This is a genomic window from Synechococcus sp. EJ6-Ellesmere (genome assembly GCF_024345875.1).
In the GTDB taxonomy this organism is placed as follows: domain Bacteria; phylum Cyanobacteriota; class Cyanobacteriia; order PCC-6307; family Cyanobiaceae; genus Regnicoccus_A; species Regnicoccus_A antarcticus.
The window spans coordinates 1-19319 of sequence record NZ_JAGQBY010000044.1 but is presented as its reverse complement, the minus strand read 5'-3'; the positions used below and the strand labels follow the sequence as shown (position 1 = coordinate 19319).

Here is a 19319-nt window from a genome sequence, read left to right as displayed (position 1 = left end):
GCCCAGCATTCCCAGGGCCTGATCCAGGGCCTCTGGCAAGCCAGCCTCACTCAGGTCGTTGGTGGACACGAAGCCATCACGCTCCCCCAGGAATACCCGCAGGCCAGCCCCACGACCGAAGGCCGGACTGACGTTGGTGATCCTCTCCTGCTCCGCCAGCAGACCGATGTGGTCGGTGCTCTCAAGAAACACCTCCACCAGGCTGGCGCCGGCGGAGGTACCCGCTGACAGCACTGTTTCGAGCCGATCCCGCCAGCGTTGATCGAGGCTCTCGCCCGTGAGGGTATCCGTGAATGAAGGGGTGGGAGTGGCGAGCAAGACGGTTCAGAGAGGACTGTCAGGCTAACCAGGCCAAGCCTCAACGCACGGCGGGCTGGAACTCCTCACTGCGGATCGGTGCCATCAGGAACAGCTTGGCCATCTCCAGGCCATTGGCCATCCAGTGGGGGACCTTGCGCAGGGCCCTGACCAGGGCTGGGCCGCCTTTGGCGTCAGCCTCACTGAGGGCGGCGTTGTTGGTGACGATCCGCTCCAGGCGTGAGTAGAACTTGGGATGCTCCACATTGAGCACCACGGGGAACACCCTGGCCGAAGTTTCGTTGGTCTTGGCGATCACCATCTTGTCGTACTCGCGGGCATCGAGGCCGAGCGCCTCGTAGAACTCCTTGCGGGCCACATCACGCACGTACATGGTGGCGAACACCGCCAGCAGGAAGAAACGGCACCACAGCCTGGATTGCAGACCGCGGACGGTATCGGGCTGGGCCTTCATCAGGGCATCAAAGAAGTCGCCGTGGCGGTTCTCGTCCTGGCACCAGTTCTCGAAGAAGTTGAAGATCGGGAAGATCTTGCTCTCCGGGTGCTTCTCCAGGTGGCGGTAGATGGCGATGTAACGCCAGTAGCCGATCTTCTCGGAGAGATAGGTCGCGTAGAAGATGAACTTCGGCTTGAAGAAGGTGTAAGCCTTGTTGGCGGTGAGGAAGCCCAGATCCAGTTGCAGGCCGAAATCACCCATCGCCTTGTTCAGGAAGCCGGCATGGCGGGCTTCATCGCGGGCCATGTGGGCAAAGCACTCGGCCAGCAGCGGATTCTTCTCCTTGATCCGGCGGCTCAGTTCCTTGTAGAGCAGAAATCCGGAGAACTCGGAGGTGCAGCTCTGCTCCAGGAACTCCACAAACACCTTGCGGGTCTCGGGATCGAGCTTGTCGGCGGCGCCCTCGAACTCCTCTTTGCGCACGAAGTGGTGGCGGTTGTAATCCGTGCGGAACTCCTCGCAGATCGCTTCGAGCTCCTGCTCGTTGGGCCGCAGATCCATGGCGGCCATCGCCTCGAAATCCGTGGTGTAGAAGCGCGGGGTGAGGATCGTGTCCTTGACCGGCTCCTTGAAGGCCTTGGCCTCAGCGGCGTTGGTGCCACGGGTGGCGGTGGGCGCAGCGACGGGAGGCACCATGCGAGCAGAACGGTGGAGTGTTCCGCCCATCGTAGGTGGGCTTTCCGCGCATCCGGCCTGGATGTGAAGCGCTCAGTTGGGGCCCAGCCACTTCTGGCTGTTGAGCCGTGACACCACCCTCGAGATCAGCAGGGCCAGGGTCGTCTTCTTCTCATCGATCAGGAACGACTCCAGCAGGCTGGGTTCGCTGCCCGCCTCAGCCAGCGCGATGGTCTTGGCGGAGCTGATGCTCGCCTCGGTGAAACAGAGCCAGAAGCGCCGGTCACCGGGGAAGCTCCCCATCACCAGCCAGCAGGGGCTCCCCACCACCGGCATCGCCCCCTGCTCGAAGCTCAGCTGCGGGGTTGCTCCGCCGAAGGCCTCGATTTCCTTGAGCAGGGCAGGCAGGAACAGCTGAGGGATGAACTCGGCGAAGGGCTTGTCTTCCGGAGCCGGTGGCTTGACCTTGACGGGATTCGGCGCGGGGCTGGCGGAGTCGCTCACGGGCTGGAGCCTCAGCTCGAAACACTGCCACCAATCCTAGGCATCTCCGGCCGCGCGACTGTCGAGGGGCTCCGGCTTCACCAGTCGTCGCTGGGGGGTGTGTCCCAGCCCTCGGCGTCGCCGTTGCCGGGGCTGGCCGTTGCGGTGGCTGAGGCCGGCGCTCCGCCGCTGCCTGTGCGCAGGATCCGGAAGGGCACCGAGAGGGTGGGTGGTGGCTCCTGGGGCGCGCGCTCGGGTCCTGCGTATCCCCCGGGCGGTTGCTGTGGTGCAGGTCTGGCACTTGCTTGGGGCCTGTCATCCCAGGGCTCTGGCTCGCGCCGGTCGCCGCCGCCGGATGGCTGAACCGATCGCCGCCGCAGGGGCTGATCGCCCGGTTGCTGCAGGGCCAAGGCCGTGAGGCCGGCGCTGAGGGCGGCTCCGCCGCTGGCCGCCAGGGCCAGCCAGACCCCGATCGGCAGGGCTGGGGAGGTCCAGATCAGCAGCCGCAGGCGGCTGGCGGGGGTGGGGTTCAGGGCCGCCACCAGCAGCACGGCCAGCAGCGGGGCCAGCAGAGGCAGGAGCAGGAGGCGTTGCAGCACGGAGGGGATCAGTCCGGGAGTCAGACCGGCGGGCGGGGCTCAGAGGCTGGCCGCGGCGGCCACCGGGCCATCCCAGCGGCGCAGGGAGCCGAGGTCGTAGCCCAGGCCATCGAACCCCCGGATCACCAGAAAGTCGATCATGTCCTCCAGGCTGGTGGGGCGGTGATACCAGGCGGGAATCGGTGGGGCGATGCGCGCACCCGCCTCGGCCAGGGTCGTGAGGTTGCGCAGGTGAACCAGGCTCCAGGGCATTTCCCGGGGGGCGATCACCAGCGGCCGTCCCTCCTTGAGGTGCACATCGGCCACCCGCTCCACCAGATCGAGGGCCACGCCACTGGCGATCCGGCCCACCGTTCCCATGCTCGCCGGCAGGATCACCATGCCGCGGGTCCGAAAGCTGCCACTGGCGATTGCCGCCGCCTGATCGTTCCAGCGGTGACAGCGCAACTGGCCCGTTGTCACGCCCGTGCGCTCCCGCCAGAAGCAGGCCTGCAGATCCGGTTCAGAGGGAATGCGCACCCCCTGCTCCGCCAGCCAGACCCCGATGGCCCCGCGGCTGGCCACCAGCTCCACCGTCTCGCCGGCCTCCAGCAACAACTGCAGACCCCGCTCCGCCAGCGGCATGGCGGAGGCACCCGTGACCGCCAGGACCACCGGATCCATCCGCTCAGTCCTCCCCGTCTTCGCCGCTCTCCTCGTCGCCCTCCGGCAGCAGCACGGCCAGATCGATCTGATGGCGCAGGGCATCGACGTTCTGGATCTGCACGTCCACCTGGTCGCCGAGCATGTAGGTGCGGCGGTTCTTGCGGCCCACCAGGCGGTTCTGGCGGGAGCGGTATTCGTACCAGTCGTCCTTGAGGGAACTGACGTGCACCAGACCCTCCACCTGGGAGGGGGGAATCTCCACGAAGAAGCCGTAGCTCTGCACGCCGCTGATCACACCGCTGAGGGTCTGACCCACCAGGGGTTCCGCCGCGCGGGCCTGGGCCATGGCCAGCAGGTCGGCCTCCACCTCGGCGGCGAAGCGGGCCCGACCGCTCAGCCGCTGCAGCATCGAATCGCTGCGCCCCTGATTCAGTTCGGCGAGCTGGGTGGGGGTGAGCAGAGGCCAGTCGATCGTGCCGTGGCAGCTGGCGCTCGCGAGGTCGACCCGGGTCTTGTGGCGAACGCTGGGGCGGTCCTTGCCCTCGGTGAGCAGCAGCACCAGCAGCTGCTGATTCCAGAGGTCGGCGTAGTGCAGGGAGGGCAGGCACCAGGGGGCGTAAGCCGCAGGTTCAGCGGCCAGCAGATGGCCCTCGGCGCTGGTGCTCAGCTGGATCGGGGGGATCACCTCACTCAGCTGGCGCTGCAGCACGCGGCTGCGATCGGTGGCCGCAAACGTGGCTGCCAGGTCGCGCGGGGCGGGGGCGTTGCCGTCGTCGCTGAGCTCCACCGGGATGTCGAGGCCGAGGGCCGCCTTGGCCACCTCGTTGATCTCGGTGCCATCGGCCGGCGGGTTGACCGCAAAAATTGCCGGCAGCCCCAGGGCGCAGAGATGGGCGCCGAGGGCACGGTTCGCGAGGATCAGCAGTTCCCGCAGCAGGGCCGTGGGCTGGTGCTCGGGCAGCTGCACCATCCAGCCCTGGCGGCGCTCCTCAGGAGCGGGGACGCAGAGGTCGCCGAGGGAGTCGAGGCTGGGGCGGGGCAGATCCAGCTCCAGGGAGCCGCTCTCCAGACGGTGCTGGCGCAGCAGGGTCGTGATCTCCAGCAGCCGCTCCAGCTGGGGCAGCTGATCCTTGATCGGCTTGAGCGCCGCCGGGACGGTGCGGGCCTTGGGCTTGCGGTCTGCCAGGGCTTGCAGGGCGCTGCCATCGACAACGGCATCCACCTTGATGCTGGTGAGGGCAAAGCGGTAGTCGCTCAGCTCCCCCTGCTCGTTGCAGCGCAGCCCCACTGAGACGGCGGCCTGAGTTTCACCGGGCCTGAAGGCAGCGGCCTTGCTCAACGCCGGGCTGAGCAGGGGCAGCCAGCGGCGGCCCAGGCAGATCGACTCCCCCTGCTCCCGCAGCCAGAGATCGAGGCTGCCGCCGGGGGTGAAGCGTTCCGCCAGCGCCGGCACGTGGATCCACAGGCGCAGGCCCTCTTCGCCGTCCTCCAGGGAGATGGCAGGCAGGATCGGGGCGTCGGCGCCACTCCAGCCACTCAGCACCAGGGTCGGCAGGGCCGTCAGGTCGGTGCGGTCCTTCTCGCCGGGGGCCTTCAGGCTGGAGCGGGGCGCCGCCGGCCGCTGGCGCAGACCATGCTTGGTGAGCAGCAGATCCAGATCGGCCTCTTCGCCACCGTTGATCGGCAGGCGCCGCTCTACGTGCCCCAGGGGCGGGAACTGTGCCACCGGATAGCGGTCGAGCAGCACTTCCACCACCGACTGCTTCTCGGGGTCCAGGTAACTGGCATCGGAACCCGGCAGCTCCACCGAGGTCAGCAGCCGGTCGTCGAGGGGCACGGCCAGGAGACGGTCGTCCTGCTGCTCCACCTGGGCGAGCAGGTGGGTGGTGGCCCGCTCGAGGATGCACTGAACGCCACCCTCCGGAGAGCGGCGGCGGCCCCCCTCCCGGGTGATCTTCACCAGCACCCGGTCACCGTTCCAGGCGTGGTTGAGCTGGTGATCGCGGATATAGATGTCCTCACCGCCGTCCTCGCGCAAGGCGAAGCAGAAGCCCTTGCTGGAGCAGCGCAGACGCGCCTCGATCAGGGTGTCGTCCTGGCGCCGCTGGATGCCGTCCTCTGTTTCCACCAGCACCCCCAGCCGGCTCAGGCCCTCCAGGGCGATGCGCAGCTGAGATTTATCCGGGTTGAGGCTCAGGCCGAGCGCTTTCTCCAGCTTGGCCACCGGCAGGGCGTCGGCGGCGGGGAGCTGCTCGAGCAGGTGGGCGACCGTGAACTTCATCGAAACGTCAAGGCGGAGTTGGAGGTGAGGCGCGCGGCATGATGCCGACAGGGCGTGCAGCGAAGCCCCGGGGCATCGATGTCTCCGACAACAACTTTACGGAGCGTCGGTACCGGAACGCAGGATCAGCCTCAGGCCGATCACCAGGAAGCCCAGGGAGGCCGCCAGCTGCAGGGCATCGGTGGGAATCAGGCTGGAGAGCGAACCGCCTGCCAGGGCCCCCAGCAGGCTGGCGAGCACGAGGGCGCCAGCACTGCCCAGAAACACCGCCAGGGTGTTGCTGGAGGTGCCGCTGATGGTCACGATCGTGAGCTGGGTCTTGTCGCCGAGCTCGGCCACGAACACGGTCAGGAAGGTTGAGGCCAGAAGTGGGAGCTGCATGGCTGCGCCAGGGGGCTCAGGGGTTGGGGAAGTCGAGGACGGGCTGGAGCAGGCCGAGGCTGGCCTGTCCCCCCAGCCAGAGGCCGAGGGACACCATCAGGACGCCGGAGATCCGCTCCAGGCGCTGGGCCGGCAGCACCGCCGCCAGCCAGCGCCCCAGCAGCACGCCCACCAGGCTGGAGCAGATCAGGGCCAGAGCAGCCCCGGCGAACACCACGCCGGGCCGTCCGGATTCAGCGGAGAGCAGCAGAGCGGCCAGCTGGGTCTTGTCGCCCAGCTCGGCAAGAAACACCGTGGTGAAGGTGGTGGCGGCCACCGCCACAAAATCCGACGACTCCGGGGTTTCTGGCTCGGAGCTGGCACTGGCCTCAGGGCTCAAGCTGGCTTCAGTGATGGCGCTGGCCTCCTGGCCAGCGCTGAGATCCGGATCGACGAGGTCGCTCATGGCTGGTTCTGGTGCTCGCTGGGTGCTGGGGGCGCAGGTTGGCCGCCAGGCTGACGGGTGGAGCGCTCGAAGCGACGCATCACGAGCGAGCGCCCTCCATATTCCTCGCGGATCTGCTGCCGGCAGCAGGCGATCGCGAAGGCTTCTCCCTGCTCGGGCGGTACGGCGAACAGCTGGGCGAGGGCTCCCACCCGGCAGAACCCGGGCCGATCGGCGTAGATGCGGCAGGTTCTCGAGCCCGTGTTGAAGTGGCGGCACCAACCGTCCGCCCCCACCATCGAGAGGTAGAGCTGGCGCTGCTCCTCACTGAGGGCGTCGAGGGCTTCGCCCCGTTGTTCCGGGTCCAGACGGCAGCAGGCGCCGCAGCCGCTGATGCAGCTCCAGTGGGGTCCTGCGCCCATCCGATCAGCTCCCACCGCTGTGACAAGGCGTCACAGTGGCATGGGGGCGGTGTTGGCTGAGGTCTCGGCGACCCGTACGCTGAATCCCGGACTGTCTTTATCCGAGCGCCGCATCCATGGGAATCGATTTCCATCTGATCGCCAACTTCCTGGCGCTGGCCCTGATCACCCTGGCGGGCCCTGCCGTGATCTTCATCCTCTTCTACAAGCGCGGCGCTCTCTGATCGGGCTCAGGCCTGAATCCCAAGAGCCAGGGCTGCCTCGTCGATGAGTGCGCGCAGGTAGGCCGGCTGATCAAGCGCCGGGAGCTCCACATGGAGCTCCCGGCCTTCTTGATTGCGAATCAGCACACCATTCCCTTGGCGCCGGCACCAGTAGGAGCGCTGGCGCCTTTTCAGCAGCACATCCCCGCCGCCACTGCCGCGCACCCCCACCAGCTCCAATTGCAGGCGCTCCTCCCCCTGCCAGCTGTCGCTGCGCAGGCGGTAGGCGACATCCACGAGCTCCGGCACGGTGCCTTCCCCCTGCCAGCGCCAGGCGATCGCCCGCAGACGGCTGCCCTGCTGCTCCAGCTCCAGCTGAAGGTGGCCGCCGCGCAGCAGCCGCTGACTGATCACCCGGCAGGCGTTGCTCCAGAACACCGGCGCCGGTAGCCCCGCCCCGAGGGGCTCCAGCCGCTGCAGGTCGCGCCAGAAGCCACGGCCGATGCGGTGCAGGGCCAGACAGGCCTCCGGCTCCACCGGCGAGCCGCTGCCCCGGTCGCCCAGCCAGCTGGCCGCCAGCCTGTTGAGCTGCTCATGCAGATCGGCCAGCCGCTCTGCTTTCACGCTGAAGCCACCGGCGGCGGGATGGCCGCCATGGCGCTCCAGCAGGGCGCCGCAGTGGCTCAGGGCCTGATCGACCGCAAAGCCTCTGGGTGCCCGCACCGACGCCCGCAGCCTGCCGCCCCCCTCCCCGGCGAGCAGGGCCACAGGCAAGCCATAACGTTCCACCAGTCTGGCGGCCACGATGCCGATCACTCCGTGATGCCAATGGGTCTGGGCGAGCAGCACAAAAGGGCTGGGCTCGGGGCCATCGGCTTCGACCAGGGCCACCGCCTCCGCCTCGATCGCCTCACAGAGCTCCCGCCGCTGACGGTTGAGGGCCTCGCAGTCCTGGGCCAGGGCCATGGCTCGGTCGTGGTCGCTGGTGGTGAGCAGATCCACCACCAGGGCAGGATCCCCCAGTCTCCCCACGGCATTGATGCGCGGCGCCAGTTTGAAGGCCACCGCTGTGGCATCGAGGGGTTCCTCCCCCAGACCCGCCAGCCTCTGCAGCGCCTGCAGGCCAGGCAGGGACGACGCATGCAATCGCCTGAGTCCATCCTGCAGCCAGCGCCGGTTCACCCCCAGAAGGGGGGCCATGTCGGCCACCGTGCCGATGCAGAACAGATCCAGGGCCATGGCGGTGGCATCGGCGCGACCCAGCTCCGTGGCCAGCACCATCGCCAGCAGATAGGCCAGCCCGACCCCCGCCAGGCCCCGGTAGGGGGAACCCTCGGGGGTGCAGGCCGGATGGAGCAGGGCCAGATAGGGCGGGTGCTCGGCGGGGAGCGTGTGGTGGTCGGTGAGGATCACCTCCACCCCCAGATCGCGGGCCCGATCAAGGGCCTCCCGGGCGGCGATGCCGTTGTCGACCGTGACCAGCAGGCGTACCCCTTCGCCCCAGAGGCGTTCGACCATGCCGGCATTGAGGCCGTAGCCCTCGTCCTGGCGGCTGGGGATGGCGGCCTGCGGCCGGGCCCCCAGCCGCTCCAGCACCCCTACCAGCAGGGCCGTGCTGGTCATGCCATCGGCGTCGTAGTCGCCGCAGATCGCCACTGCCTCCGCCTCGGCGCAGGCCCGCATGAGCCGCTGCACCGCCACGGCCAGGTCGGCGAAGTGCAGCCGGGGGTCGGGGGCGGGCGGGGGCTCCAGCAGCTCCCTGATCGCCTCGGGGCTGTCGTAGCCCCGCCGGCGCAACACCGCCAGCAATTCCGGTGGCAGGCCCAGGGCCGCCATCTCCCTGGCCAGGTCCTCGTCCTGACTGGGCTGCAGGGGGACGGGCAGTTGCCAGCGCTGCTCGGGCGGTGTGAAGGGCAGAGGAACCTCGGGAGTGTGGACCCATTCTGATCGGCTCACCCTCAGCTCCTAGCCTCAGCCGATGCAAGCCCGTGACGTCAAGGGTTCCCTGCGCGCCCTGCTCTGGGACGTGGATGGCACGCTGGCCGAGACCGAACTCGACGGCCACCGGATCGCCTTCAACCGGGCCTTTGCGCAGCAGGGCCTGCCCTGGCAGTGGGACCGCTCCACCTACATCGAGCTGCTGGCGATCAGCGGCGGGCGTGAGCGGCTGCGCTGGTTCCTTCAGCGCCAGCAGGGAGGGGAGCCTGAGGCCTCGCTGCTGGACGCCTTGCACCAAGCCAAGCAGGCCCACTACCGCGAGCTGGTGGTGGCTGGTGAGGTTCAGCTGCGCCCGGGCGTGCGGCGCCTGATCAAGGCGGCGGCGGCGGCCGGTCTTCAGCAGGCGATCGTGACGACAAGCGGTCGTGAGGCGGTGGCCGCCCTGCTGGAGAATCAGCTCAGGGACCAGAGCCGGTTGCTGCCGCTGCGCATCAGTGCAGACGATGTGGGCGCCAAGAAGCCCGATCCCGAGGCTTACGTGCTGGCCCTTCAGCGCCTGGGGCTGGACCCCGGCCAGGCTGTGGCCCTGGAGGATTCCCAGGCGGGCCTGGCGGCGGCCACCGCAGCCGGTCTGCGCTGCCTGGTGACCCTCAGTACCGCCTCCAGCCAGGACTCGGCCTCGCTGTTCCGTGCCGCCTCCAGCCTGACGGATGGCCTGGGGGAGCCCACGGCGCCGATCAGGGTGCTGCGAGGGCCCGCTTGTGCCGGCGGCCTGATCACGCTCTCCTACCTGGAGCAGTTGCCACCAGTGCCATGAGCCCCTTGCCCGTGCAATCCACCCGCCTGCAGCAGGCACTGGAGAGCAGCGGCCGCACGGCTCTCTCCGGATGGCGCGGCAATTGGCGCCACCGCAGTCTGGCCCTGCTCGCCCTGCTGCTCGGCCTGTTTGCCGGCAACAACGTCACCTCCTTCGTGCTCTATCAGGTGGGGCCACGCCCGTTGATGGTGTTGCTGCTGGTGGTGCTGGTGGAGCTGGTGGCTCGTCTGCGCAGCCACTGGGTGCGGGGTGAACCTTCCCTGGGCTGGGTGCTCTGCGACAACCTGCGCATCGGGGTGGTCTACGCCGTGGTGCTGGAAGGGTTCAAGCTCGGCTCGTGAGCGGCCCTCCCTGGCCCTGGTGCTTCCCGCCGGAGCCCCACCGCCGGCTGCTGGTCCGCTGCGGCGTCAGCGATCCCCTCGCCTGGGCGGAGGAGTGGCGTCAGCGGCTCGGGGCCTGGCAGGGGCCGCCCCATCCCAGCCTGCTCTGGGGCCTCATCCTGCCCCTGCTCAGCAGCTGTTACTCCTGGTCTGGCAACGGCGGAGCTGGCTTGCGGTATCCGCTGCTGATTGGGCTGAACGGGCCGGTGGGCGCAGGCAAGACCACCCTTGGCCGGGAGCTGGAGCGGCTGGCCCCCAGCCTCGGCCTGCGCCTGGCGGTGGTCTCGATCGATGACGCCTACCTCCCCTTTGAGCAGAGGCTGCAGCGGCTGGCGGGCAATCCTTTCGGGGTGAGTCGCGTTCCGCCCGGCAGCCACGACGTGCCCTTGCTGCTGGAGTGCCTGCGGCGCTGGCGCTCGGGGGAGCCGCTGCAGCTGCCCCGTTTCGACAAACGTCTGCGCGCCGCTCAGGGGGATCGGGCCGGCTGGCGCCGCTTCGAAGCCGTTGACGTGCTCGTGCTGGAGGGCTGGCTGGTGGGCTGCCGGGCCCTGGGGGTGAGCGCCCTTTCCATGGCGATGGCCAAGCCCTTGAACGAGTGGAACAACTCGCTGAGTGCTGCGGAACTGGCCTGGCTGCCCCGCTGGGACCAGGAGTTGCAGGCTTACCAGCCGCTCTGGAATCAGCTCGATGGGCTCTGGTTGCTCCGGCCCAGCCGCTGGAGCCTGCCATTGCGCTGGCGCCTCCAGGCCGAAGCACGCCAGCGCCGATCCTCTGGTCAGGGACTCCAGGCTTCATAGGTGGCGGCCATGGTCCGGGCCACCCTTGCCTCGCTGCCCCCTGAGCTCTATCAGGTTGGGCTGGAGAGAACAGTGCCAGGATCTTCGGCCGCCACCGCCTTGATCAAGCTCGATGGCCAGCGCCGCTGCATCTGGAGCGGGTCGGCGGACGACGCATCGTGATCACGCACAAAGGAGTCGGTTGAGGGCTGAATTGAGCGTAGCTCAGCTCTCGGTGTCGTCGGCGGATTCGTCGATCGGATACACGAAGCCTTGCGCACGACCACTCAACACGGCCTTACCAAGCGACATCGCCTTGCGGGCGGCCACGGTTGCCTTCGCCTTCCAGTGGGCATGGCGCTGATTGCGCTTGCCTTTGGAGGTTTTCTTCTTGGGAACAGCCATCCCGCCCGATCAGCCAAACAACGATCTTCCGCTGTCGTGAGGCCTTTCGTCAAATCGCTAAGCTCGCCCCAGAAGCAGAACCCTGTGAGCAGCCCGCGTCCGGTGCTCCCTCTTTGGCCGGAGGGTGTCAGTGCTCTCCTGGCCGCGGCACCGGCCCAGCCGGAGGCCACCACCCCGCCGTCCAGCCCGCCCCGGGAAGGGGGGTTGATAGGCCGCCTTGTGGGCCAGTCCGAACCACCGCCCTCCTACAGCGAGCTGCTGAAACTGATCGAGGGGGGCACGATCAAGGAGCTGGAACTCTCCCCCCGGCAGCGGGAGGTGCAGGTTCAGTTCAAGGACGGCCGCAGCATCCGGGTGCCCGTCTTCGCCAATGATTCGCTGCTGCTGCGCACGGCCGAGCAGAGCCGCGTACCGCTCACGGTGCGTGATGACCGCCAGGACGACGCCACCGCCGGGCTGTTGGTGAACGTGCTGCTGGTGGTGCTGCTGTTGGGTGGGCTCACACTGCTGCTGCGCCGCTCCTCCCAGGTGGCCAGCAAAGCGATGGGTTTCGGCCGCAGCCAGCCCCGCCTGCAGCCGGAGGGTTCGGTCAGTGTCCGCTTCGAGGACGTGGCCGGCATCAATGAGGCCAAGGCTGAACTGCAGGAAGTGGTGAGCTTCCTGCGGCAACCGGAGCGCTTCACGGCCCTAGGCGCCAAGATCCCCCGGGGGGTGCTGCTGGTGGGACCGCCCGGCACTGGCAAGACCCTGTTGGCCAAGGCGATCGCCGGCGAGGCTGGAGTTCCCTTCTTCTCGATGGCGGCCTCGGAGTTCGTGGAGCTGTTCGTGGGGGTGGGCGCCAGCCGGGTGCGCGATCTGTTCAAGCGGGCCAAGGAGAAAGCTCCCTGCATCATTTTCATCGACGAGGTGGATGCGGTGGGGCGCCAGCGCGGCGCCGGAATCGGTGGCGGCAACGATGAGCGGGAGCAGACCCTCAACCAGCTGCTCACGGAGATGGATGGCTTCGAGCAGAACTCGGGTGTGATCCTGATCGCGGCCACCAACCGCCCGGATGTGCTCGATGTGGCCCTCACCCGGCCAGGGCGTTTCGACCGCCAGATCCAGGTGGACCTGCCTGACCGCCGTGGCCGCGAAGCGATCCTGGCAGTGCACGCCCGCAGCCGCCCCCTCGATCCCTCAGTGTCGCTGAGCACCTGGGCCGCGCGCACCCCAGGATTTTCCGGCGCCGATCTGGCCAACCTGCTCAATGAGGGGGCCATCCTCACCGCCCGCCGTCATCGCAGCAGCATCGACGACCAGGCGCTCAGCGACGCCCTGGAACGCATCACCATGGGCCTGGCGGTGGCCCCTCTCCAGGACAGCGCCAAGAAGCGCCTCATCGCCTATCACGAAATCGGCCACGCCCTGCTCAGCTGTCTGGTGCCCCATGCCGACAAGCTCGACAAGGTGACCCTGCTGCCCCGCTCCGGCGGTGTCGGGGGCTTCGCCCGCACCATGCCCGATGAGGAGATCCTCGATTCGGGACTGATCAGCAAGGCCTACCTGGAGGCCCGGCTGGTGGTGGTCATGGGCGGCCGCGCCGCCGAGCTGGTGGTCTTCGGTCCCAGCGAGATCACCCAGGGCGCCTCCGGTGATCTGCAGATGGCCACCCGCATCAGCCGCGAGATGGTCACCCGCTATGGCTTCTCTCCCCTTGGTCAGGTGGCTCTTGAGGGGGATGGCCATGAGGTGTTCCTCGGCCGTGATCTGCTCCACACCCGACCCAGCTACGCCGAATCCACCGGCCGTCAGATCGACCTTCAGGTGCGTCAGCTCTCACAACATGCCCTGGATCAGGCGCTGGGCCTCCTGCGCCCCAGGCGTGCCCTCATGGATGAGCTGGTCGACCGGCTGATCGAGCAGGAAACCCTCGGGGGAGATGAATTCCGGGTCATCGTCGATCGTTTCGAGGCCACCGGGGCTCTCCCCGCCGAGTCCGGTCCCCCTGCGGCCGTGCCGGTGCCTGGGCACGCCTGAGACACAGAGCCGGATCCCGGCCAGAGGGTTGATCAGGTGAAGCGGATGTCGAGGCTGCGCAGATAGGTGTGCAGGGCGGCATCCTGGATCGGCAGCAGCAGGGCGTCCTCGCCGCTCTCGTTCACGTGGCCGTGCCAGTGGCCCGGCGGGGTCACGAAGGCGGCACCAGGCTCCCATTCCATCCGCAGGGGGTTGCGGATCGTGCCGTCGGGATTGAGCTCGGGCCCCGAGAGGGTGGCGCAGCCCGGAGCGCAGGCGATCACCAGATCCAGGGCCACCGACTGGTGGCGATGGGGGGGCTGAACGGCCCCGGCCGGCACCAGTCCGTACATGGCCCAGAGGGTGTGGGTCACGGTGCGGCTGGAGGGAAGGTCGCTGTTGGCCAGCAGCAGGCTGAGCCGGTTGCTGCGCGCGCTGCTGGGTTCCGCCGCCAGGGCAGCCAGCTCCCGCCGCAGCCATTCGCCCGGGTAATGGGTGGCCTCGAAGCGGGGCTGATCGGCGCTCACCCCCAGGTGGCTGAGCAGAGGGGCGTCGTGGACCCAGTAGAGAACGCTCTCTTCACGGGCTTCCAGTTGGGCCGCCTCGCCGCAGGGCAACACAAACAGATCCCCCTGGCTCCACTCCTGATCGACCGCAGCGCCGAGGACGCCCGCCGGCCGCCGGCAACGGCCGGCACCACGCCAGACATAAAACAGGAAGCTGGTGGCGTTGGCCCCGGCGCTGATCGACTCACCGGCCAGGATGCGGATGAAGTTGGCGCTCAGGGCCGGGCTGGTGGCCGGACCCCGGCAACCCAGCTCGTGGCTGAGATCGAGGGGAAGGATGGCGCTGGGGCCGCTGGCGTGCAGCTCAGGTCCCCAGTGCCCCTCCGGAATCGGCTCGGTCAGACCACGCCGCACCGGGTTGGCCGCCTGGCGGTAGTCGAAGAGCAGGGCCTTGCCGGCCGGAGCCATCGACAGGGCGGCGCTCTCATCAGGCCGCAGGGCCACCGGGGCTTCGGGAGCTTGGGTCATGAATCCAGCCGCACGGAACGTGCGCTGAGCCTATGGACGAGCACCACCCCGTTGGGTGATTGCGGGCACACCTGTGCGGGGGCGGGGCGCCGTTGTGAGCGGAGCCTGATCAGCCACCGGCGACGGCGGGCACGATGCTGACCTCATCGCCGTCGGCGAGGGCCGTGGCCTGGTTGTCGAGGAAGCGGATGTCCTCGCTGTTCACGTAGACGTTCAGGAAGCGCCGCAGCTTGCCGCTCTCATCGGTGAGCCTGGCGAGGATGCCGGGGAAACGGCCTTCGAGGGCCTCAAGCAGCCCGTCGACGCTGGTGGCCTCGAGCTCGACGCTGGATTGATCCGCGGTGAACTTCTGCAGGGGGGTGGGGATCAGAACCTGAATCGCCATGACGGTGGAAGGCGGCGGCAGCCGCCACGAAAGGATGGTGGTGGGGAGATGGATCGGCTGCCTCAGACGCCGATCGGCTCCCAGCTGGCGCGGTGCAGCGACTGGGCCCGCTCCCAGGCGGCATTGAAGCTGGCGAGCTGGGGCTCGATTGTGTGCGGTTCGCCCACGGACGAGGCCACGGCTTCGGTGGTTTTCAGGCCGTTGCCGGTGATGTAGGCCACGGTGGTTTCGCTGGGGTCGATCTTGCCCTGCTCCACCAGCTTCTTGAGCACCGCGATCGTGGTGCCGCCGGCGGTTTCGGTGAACACGCCCTCGGTTTCAGCCAGCAGCTTGATGCCGTCGATGATTTCAGCGTCGCTCACTGCGGCGATCGTGCCGTTGGTGCGGTTGGCGAGGTCGATGGCGTAGGGGCCGTCGGCCGGGTTGCCGATGGCGATCGACTTGGCGATCGTGTTGGGCTTCACCGGGGTGATGAAGTCGCGGCCTTCGGCAAAGGCCTGGGCGATCGGGCTGCAGCCTTCGGCCTGGGCGCCGCTGAAGCGCACCGGCTTCTCGTCGACGAGGCCCACCTTGATGAATTCGTCGAAGCCCTTGCGGATCTTGGTGAACAGGGAGCCGGAAGCCAGGGGCGCCACGATGTGATCCGGCAGTTGCCAACCCAGTTGCTCGATCACCTCATAGCCGAGGGTCTTGGAGCCCTCGGAGTAGTAAGGGCGCAGGTTGATGTTCACGAAGCCCCAGCCGTAGGTGTTGGCCACCTCGGAGCAGAGGCGGTTCACCTGGTCGTAGTTGCCCTTCACCGCCATCAGAGTGGGGTTGTAGATGAGGGTGCCCAGCACCTTGCCCATCTCCAGATCACTGGGGATGAACACGCAGCACTCCATGCCGGCGTGGGCGGCGATGGCTGCGGTGGAGTTGGCCAGGTTGCCGGTGGAGGCGCAGCTCACCGTGGTGAAGCCCAGTTCGCGGGCGCGGGTGAGCGCCACCGACACCACCCGGTCCTTGAAGGACAGGGTGGGCATGTTGACGCCGTCGTTCTTGATGTAGAGGTTCTTGAGGCCCAGGCGGCGAGCCAGCCGGTTGGCCTTGAGCAGGGGGGTGAATCCCGTGCCCACATCGATGGGATCACCCTCGATCGGCAGAAACTCGCGGTAGCGCCAGATCGAGGTGGGGCCGGCCTCGATCGAGGCCCGGCTGACGCGACGCCGGATCTCGTCGTAGTCGTAGACGACCTCCAGCGGGCCGAAGCAGACGTCCTCGCAGACGTGGCGGGCACCGGCCTCATAGGGGTGGCCGCATTCCTTGCAGCGCAGGCCCGTGAAGGTGGTGCGGGAGAGGGTGGCGGTCAAGGCCCGACAACAGCTGTGGGCCCAAGCTAACAGCGCCGGCAGGAAGGCTCCGTTAGAGCCGATCTGCTGGGTCGGGTATTTGGCCCGGACCGCCCCAACCCTGCTGAAGAGCGGCGCAGGCGTTGTTGCCCGCCGCTGCCTAACCTCACTCCGTGGCCTCCCGTTTTCCGCGCCTGCTGTCGCTGCCTGCGGCCCTGGCTGTGCTGGCGCTCCCCCCGCTGGCGCTGGTGCTGATCTCCCGGCTGGGCCTTGAGCTCGACTGGTTCGCCCAGTTCGGCTTCGAATCGGTGCTGTGGCGCCGCTGGTGGCTGCAGATCGGGGCGTTCCTGCTGGTGATGGGGCTGGGGGTTTCCCTGCAGATGCAGCAGCTGCAGCGTTGTTGGCGACTGCGCAGCGCCAGTGCCACCAAGGTGATGCCGCGCCAGGCGATGCTGCGGCTGGAGCCCCTGCCCCTGGTGCTGGTGCTGGTGGGCCTGGAGCTGCTCCTGGCCGCCGGACTCACTTACCTGATCGTCCAGGCCCGGGGGCTGATCAGCGCCCCCTTCAGCGGTGAGATCTTCAGTGGCTTTCCGGTGCTGGCCGAGCTGCCGCTGCCGCTGCTGCTCGCCATGGCCGCCGGACTGCTGCTGCCGCTGCTGGTGAAGCCGCTGCCGACCCTGAGGCTGGTGCTGGTGGCTGCCCTGGCCGGATCAGCCACCGCCCTGGCAAGGGGCTGGAGCCTGTGGTTGCCGGCCCTGCTGGCGGTGCGGTTCGGGGAGGGGGATCCCCTCACCCATCTCGATCTCAGTTTCACGGTTCTGCGCCTGCCCGCGCTTCATCTGCTGCTGAGTGTGCTGATCGCCCAGACCACCGTTGGCCTGGCCGCCTGCCTCTGGCTCACCTTCACCGAAGGCAGCAGCTTCAGTGATCTGCGCTTCGTGGGGCTCAGCCGCGATCAACAGGCCGCACTCAAGCCCCAGATTGCCGTGCTGGCACTGGTGATGGCTTTCAGCAGCGCTCTCGCTCCATTCGATCTGATGGTGGAGGGCAGCGGCGTCGCCTCCGGCGCCGGCTTCGTCGACCTGCATGTGCGTCTGCCTCTGCGCCTGCTGCTGGCGGCGTTGATGCTGCTCTCGGCTGCCGGTCTGCTGCTCTCGGTGCGCCGCCAGTGGTTGCGCCAGGCGGTGCTGCTGCCCTTGCTGGGGACCCTGTTGCTGGTGCCGGTGGCCGAATTCCTGGTGGCGCCCCAGGTGCAGCGCTTCTGGGTCCAACCGCGGGAGCTGGAGGTGGAAGCCCCTTACCTGCAGCGAAGCATCCAGGCCACCCGCCGCGCTTTCGGGCTGGAGGGGCTCTATGAACAGATCCTTGAGCCCCAGCAGAAGGTCACGTCGGCCGACCTGGCGGGGTCGCAGGGCACCCTGGCCAACATCCGGCTCTGGGACAGCAAGCCGCTGCTGGCCGCCAACCGCCAGCTTCAGCAACTTCGGCTCTACTACACCTTCCCTTCGGCGGCGGTCGACCGCTATCCCCTTCTGGGCGATCCCCTGCGCAACGGCTCTCAGCAGGTGCTGATTGCGGCCCGGGAACTCGACAGCGCCGCGCTTCCTGCCGGGTCGCGCACCTGGCTGAACCGCCACCTGGTCTTCACCCATGGCTACGGCTTCACCGTCTCGCCGGTGAACAGCTTCGGCAGCGATGGCCTGCCCCAGTTCTTTGTCAAAGACCTGGGCAGCAGCGGCCGCGTCCAGGGCATCCCGAAGCTCGGCATCAGCGATGAGGCGGCTCGAGCGGCCCTGCCGGTGGGCCGCCCCCGCCTCTACTACGCCTCGGCGCCTGCGCCCTACGTGATTGCGCCCACCAAGGTTCAGGAGTTCGACTTCCCTGACGGGGAGCTCAACGTCTACACCCATTACGACGGGGAGAGGGGAATCCTGCTGAACAACTCCTGGCAGCGATTCAAGGCGGCCGTTTATCTGCGGGAGCCCAGGGTGCTGCTGACGGGATCCTTCACCCCCGAGTCGCGGCTGCTGATTCGCCGTCAGGTGAACCAGCGGCTGGAGGCCCTGGCCCCCTTCCTGCATTTCGAAACCGAGCCTTACCTGGTCACCGCCAGGGTCGAGAACGAGCCGGGCTTCCGCGCTGAGCAGCACCAGTACTGGATGCTCGATGGGTTCACCACCAGCCGCAGTTATCCCTACAGCGATGCCAATCCCAGCGGCATTCGCTACTTCCGCAATCCGGTCAAGGCGGTGGTGGACGCCCACGATGGCCGGCTCTGGCTTTATGTGAACGACCCTTCCGACCCGATCCTGCGCACCTGGCAGCGGGCATTTCCCGAGCTGTTCAAGCCGCTTGAGGCCATGCCCCAGGCTCTGTTGAGCCATATCCGCGTGCCGCTCACCCAATTCACGATTCAGTCGGAGCGGCTGTTGCGCTATCACGTCACCGATGTGCGCACCTTCTACAACGGCGACGACGTCTGGGCGGTGCCGCTGGAGATCTACGGATCCAGCAACATTCCCGTGGAGCCTTATCACGCCACGCTGCAGCTTCCCCGCCAGCAGCGGCCCGAGTTCGTGCTGCTGCTGCCCTTCTCGCCGGTGCGGCGAACCAACCTGGTGGGCTGGCTGGCCGTTCGCAACGATCCACCCCACTACGGCGAACTGGTGCTGGTGCGCTTTCCCCAGCAGCGGTTGTTGCTGGGTCCGCAGCAGATCTCGGCGCTGATCGAGCAGGACCCCACCATCAGTTTCCAGTTCGGACTGTGGAACCGCACGGGATCCCAGCTGGTGCGCGGCAACCTGCTGGTGCTGCCGGTGGGCAAGGGACTGCTCTATGTGGAGCCGATCTATCTGCAGTCGAAGAACAACGACCTGCCCACGCTGGTGCGGGTGATGGTCACCGATGGCCGCCGCTTCGCGATGGAGCCCGATCTTGCCAAGGCGCTTGACTCGCTGATGGCCACGTCAGCCGAAACGGCCCCCCCGGCTTTGCCCCTCTCTGCCCTCGAGCCCATTCCCTGAGCGCTGGTCACAGGGATTGCAAGCCATAAAAAAAGGGTCCTTTCGGGCCCTTGGTTGATCAGCGAACGCTGTTCAGATGTTCAGCAAAGAAGTGAACCTCAGGCCTCAGACGGCGACGGCGGTCTTGGGATCGAGGCTGCCCTTGGCGTAGAGGGCGGCGTAGTAGTTGATGTTCTGCTGCTTGATCTTGCTGGCCTGGCCGGCGCACCAGAACTGCTGGTAGCGGTCGAGGCACACCTTCTTCATGTAGGCCCGTGCCGGCTTGTTGAAGTGGCGGGGGTCGAAGTTGGCGGGATCCTTGAAGGCCGCCTCACGAACGGCGGCGGTGAAGGCCAGACGGTTGTCGGTGTCGATGTTCACCTTGCGCACCC

The 19319-nt window shown here is 67.9% G+C and carries 22 protein-coding genes; 7 read left to right on the top strand and 15 right to left on the bottom strand.

The genetic code is table 11. From position 1 onward, the window contains the following. The 9 genes from KBY78_RS06635 to KBY78_RS06595 all read right to left on the bottom strand — a co-directional run. A partial coding sequence (locus KBY78_RS06635) for a PmbA/TldA family metallopeptidase (protein ID WP_399215449.1) occupies nt 1-234 on the bottom strand: 234 nt, incomplete at its 3' end. A 124-nt stretch (nt 235-358) separates the two neighbouring features. After that, complete coding sequence (gene acsF / locus KBY78_RS06630; RefSeq protein WP_255142924.1) at nt 359-1450, bottom strand: magnesium-protoporphyrin IX monomethyl ester (oxidative) cyclase; 1092 nt, start codon at nt 1448-1450, stop codon at nt 359-361. A 72-nt stretch (nt 1451-1522) separates the two neighbouring features. After that, nucleotides 1523-1933: a DUF2996 domain-containing protein gene (locus KBY78_RS06625; RefSeq protein ID WP_037980213.1), complete on the bottom strand. Its 411-nt coding sequence runs from the start codon at nt 1931-1933 to the stop codon at nt 1523-1525. Between the two features lie 77 nt (nt 1934-2010). Continuing rightward, nucleotides 2011-2511, bottom strand: coding sequence for a hypothetical protein (locus KBY78_RS06620; RefSeq protein ID WP_006170620.1), 501 nt, complete (start codon nt 2509-2511; stop codon nt 2011-2013). A gap of 39 nt (nt 2512-2550) precedes the next feature. Next, nucleotides 2551-3174, bottom strand: a complete 624-nt coding sequence (locus tag KBY78_RS06615; RefSeq protein ID WP_255142923.1) for a flavin prenyltransferase UbiX — start codon at nt 3172-3174, stop codon at nt 2551-2553. 4 nt (nt 3175-3178) lie between these two features. Beyond that, complete coding sequence (locus KBY78_RS06610; protein WP_255142922.1) at nt 3179-5437, bottom strand: ribonuclease R family protein; 2259 nt, start codon at nt 5435-5437, stop codon at nt 3179-3181. 96 nt (nt 5438-5533) lie between these two features. Further along, nucleotides 5534-5818: a TMEM165/GDT1 family protein gene (locus KBY78_RS06605; RefSeq protein ID WP_006170625.1), complete on the bottom strand. Its 285-nt coding sequence runs from the start codon at nt 5816-5818 to the stop codon at nt 5534-5536. Between the two features lie 16 nt (nt 5819-5834). Beyond that, nucleotides 5835-6263: a TMEM165/GDT1 family protein gene (locus KBY78_RS06600; RefSeq protein WP_006170626.1), complete on the bottom strand. Its 429-nt coding sequence runs from the start codon at nt 6261-6263 to the stop codon at nt 5835-5837. Beyond that, the gene (locus KBY78_RS06595) at nt 6260-6664 is read right to left on the bottom strand and encodes a YkgJ family cysteine cluster protein (RefSeq protein ID WP_006170628.1); all 405 of its coding nucleotides are present in this window, start codon (nt 6662-6664) and stop codon (nt 6260-6262) included. The genes KBY78_RS06600 and KBY78_RS06595 overlap by 4 nt, the downstream gene beginning before the upstream one ends. Nucleotides 6665-6780: 116 nt before the next feature. On the opposite strand from KBY78_RS06595, the gene psb30 reads away from it, so the two are divergent. Next, nucleotides 6781-6888, top strand: coding sequence for a photosystem II reaction center protein Ycf12/Psb30 (psb30, locus tag KBY78_RS06590; RefSeq protein ID WP_006170631.1), 108 nt, complete (start codon nt 6781-6783; stop codon nt 6886-6888). 6 nt (nt 6889-6894) lie between these two features. Here the strand turns inward: psb30 and recJ are convergent, their stop codons facing one another. Then, nucleotides 6895-8823: a single-stranded-DNA-specific exonuclease RecJ gene (recJ, locus tag KBY78_RS06585; protein WP_255142921.1), complete on the bottom strand. Its 1929-nt coding sequence runs from the start codon at nt 8821-8823 to the stop codon at nt 6895-6897. Between the two features lie 22 nt (nt 8824-8845). On the opposite strand from recJ, the gene KBY78_RS06580 reads away from it, so the two are divergent. The 4 genes from KBY78_RS06580 to KBY78_RS06565 are packed head-to-tail and all read left to right on the top strand — an operon-like array spanning nt 8846 to nt 10961. Next, nucleotides 8846-9622 carry an HAD-IA family hydrolase gene (locus KBY78_RS06580; RefSeq protein WP_255142920.1) on the top strand — a complete coding sequence of 259 codons (777 nt, stop codon included), beginning with the start codon at nt 8846-8848 and terminating at the stop codon, nt 9620-9622. Then, nucleotides 9619-9963, top strand: coding sequence for a DUF565 domain-containing protein (locus tag KBY78_RS06575; protein ID WP_006170635.1), 345 nt, complete (start codon nt 9619-9621; stop codon nt 9961-9963). Before KBY78_RS06580 ends, KBY78_RS06575 begins: the two co-directional genes overlap by 4 nt. After that, on the top strand, nt 9960-10799 hold the full coding sequence (locus tag KBY78_RS06570; RefSeq protein ID WP_255142919.1) for a phosphoribulokinase: 840 nt from the start codon (nt 9960-9962) through the stop codon (nt 10797-10799). The genes KBY78_RS06575 and KBY78_RS06570 overlap by 4 nt, the downstream gene beginning before the upstream one ends. Before the next feature lie 9 nt (nt 10800-10808). Beyond that, nucleotides 10809-10961, top strand: coding sequence for a hypothetical protein (locus KBY78_RS06565; RefSeq protein ID WP_255142918.1), 153 nt, complete (start codon nt 10809-10811; stop codon nt 10959-10961). Nucleotides 10962-11003: 42 nt separating this feature from the next. Here KBY78_RS06565 and rpmF read toward each other — a convergent pair whose 3' ends face one another. Further along, entirely contained in the window at nt 11004-11183 is a 180-nt protein-coding gene (gene rpmF, locus KBY78_RS06560) for a 50S ribosomal protein L32 (protein ID WP_006170637.1), read from the bottom strand. A 204-nt stretch (nt 11184-11387) separates the two neighbouring features. On the opposite strand from rpmF, the gene ftsH reads away from it, so the two are divergent. Next, nucleotides 11388-13199, top strand: a complete 1812-nt coding sequence (gene ftsH / locus KBY78_RS06555; protein ID WP_255142925.1) for an ATP-dependent zinc metalloprotease FtsH — start codon at nt 11388-11390, stop codon at nt 13197-13199. Nucleotides 13200-13231: 32 nt separating this feature from the next. Here the strand turns inward: ftsH and KBY78_RS06550 are convergent, their stop codons facing one another. The 3 genes from KBY78_RS06550 to thrC form a co-directional block, all read right to left on the bottom strand. Then, nucleotides 13232-14212, bottom strand: a complete 981-nt coding sequence (locus tag KBY78_RS06550) for a cupin (RefSeq protein WP_255142917.1) — start codon at nt 14210-14212, stop codon at nt 13232-13234. A 109-nt stretch (nt 14213-14321) separates the two neighbouring features. Next, nucleotides 14322-14597 (bottom strand): MoaD/ThiS family protein, encoded by a 276-nt coding sequence (locus KBY78_RS06545; protein ID WP_094556518.1) that lies wholly within the window; start codon nt 14595-14597, stop codon nt 14322-14324. Nucleotides 14598-14659: 62 nt separating this feature from the next. Next, nucleotides 14660-15946, bottom strand: coding sequence for a threonine synthase (gene thrC, locus KBY78_RS06540; RefSeq protein WP_255142916.1), 1287 nt, complete (start codon nt 15944-15946; stop codon nt 14660-14662). 152 nt (nt 15947-16098) lie between these two features. Between thrC and KBY78_RS06535 the strand changes: the two genes are divergently transcribed. Continuing rightward, complete coding sequence (locus KBY78_RS06535; RefSeq protein ID WP_255142915.1) at nt 16099-18948, top strand: UPF0182 family protein; 2850 nt, start codon at nt 16099-16101, stop codon at nt 18946-18948. Between the two features lie 105 nt (nt 18949-19053). On the opposite strand, the gene KBY78_RS06530 is transcribed toward KBY78_RS06535, so the two are convergent. Continuing rightward, nucleotides 19054-19319 (bottom strand): class II fructose-bisphosphate aldolase (locus KBY78_RS06530; protein WP_255142914.1); only part of this gene is annotated, 266 nt, incomplete at its 5' end.

Coding starts and splice junctions, on each gene's coding strand:
- acsF (WP_255142924.1), bottom strand. CDS start 1,450: ATGGTGCCTCCCGTCGCTGCGCCCACCGCCACCCGTGGCACCAACGCC.
- KBY78_RS06610 (WP_255142922.1), bottom strand. CDS start 5,437: ATGAAGTTCACGGTCGCCCACCTGCTCGAGCAGCTCCCCGCCGCCGAC.
- KBY78_RS06575 (WP_006170635.1), top strand. CDS start 9,619: ATGAGCCCCTTGCCCGTGCAATCCACCCGCCTGCAGCAGGCACTGGAG.
- KBY78_RS06605 (WP_006170625.1), bottom strand. CDS start 5,818: ATGCAGCTCCCACTTCTGGCCTCAACCTTCCTGACCGTGTTCGTGGCC.
- KBY78_RS06595 (WP_006170628.1), bottom strand. CDS start 6,664: ATGGGCGCAGGACCCCACTGGAGCTGCATCAGCGGCTGCGGCGCCTGC.
- KBY78_RS06550 (WP_255142917.1), bottom strand. CDS start 14,212: ATGACCCAAGCTCCCGAAGCCCCGGTGGCCCTGCGGCCTGATGAGAGC.
- KBY78_RS06580 (WP_255142920.1), top strand. CDS start 8,846: ATGCAAGCCCGTGACGTCAAGGGTTCCCTGCGCGCCCTGCTCTGGGAC.
- KBY78_RS06565 (WP_255142918.1), top strand. CDS start 10,809: ATGGTCCGGGCCACCCTTGCCTCGCTGCCCCCTGAGCTCTATCAGGTT.
- KBY78_RS06615 (WP_255142923.1), bottom strand. CDS start 3,174: ATGGATCCGGTGGTCCTGGCGGTCACGGGTGCCTCCGCCATGCCGCTG.
- KBY78_RS06600 (WP_006170626.1), bottom strand. CDS start 6,263: ATGAGCGACCTCGTCGATCCGGATCTCAGCGCTGGCCAGGAGGCCAGC.
- rpmF (WP_006170637.1), bottom strand. CDS start 11,183: ATGGCTGTTCCCAAGAAGAAAACCTCCAAAGGCAAGCGCAATCAGCGC.
- KBY78_RS06545 (WP_094556518.1), bottom strand. CDS start 14,597: ATGGCGATTCAGGTTCTGATCCCCACCCCCCTGCAGAAGTTCACCGCG.
- psb30 (WP_006170631.1), top strand. CDS start 6,781: ATGGGAATCGATTTCCATCTGATCGCCAACTTCCTGGCGCTGGCCCTG.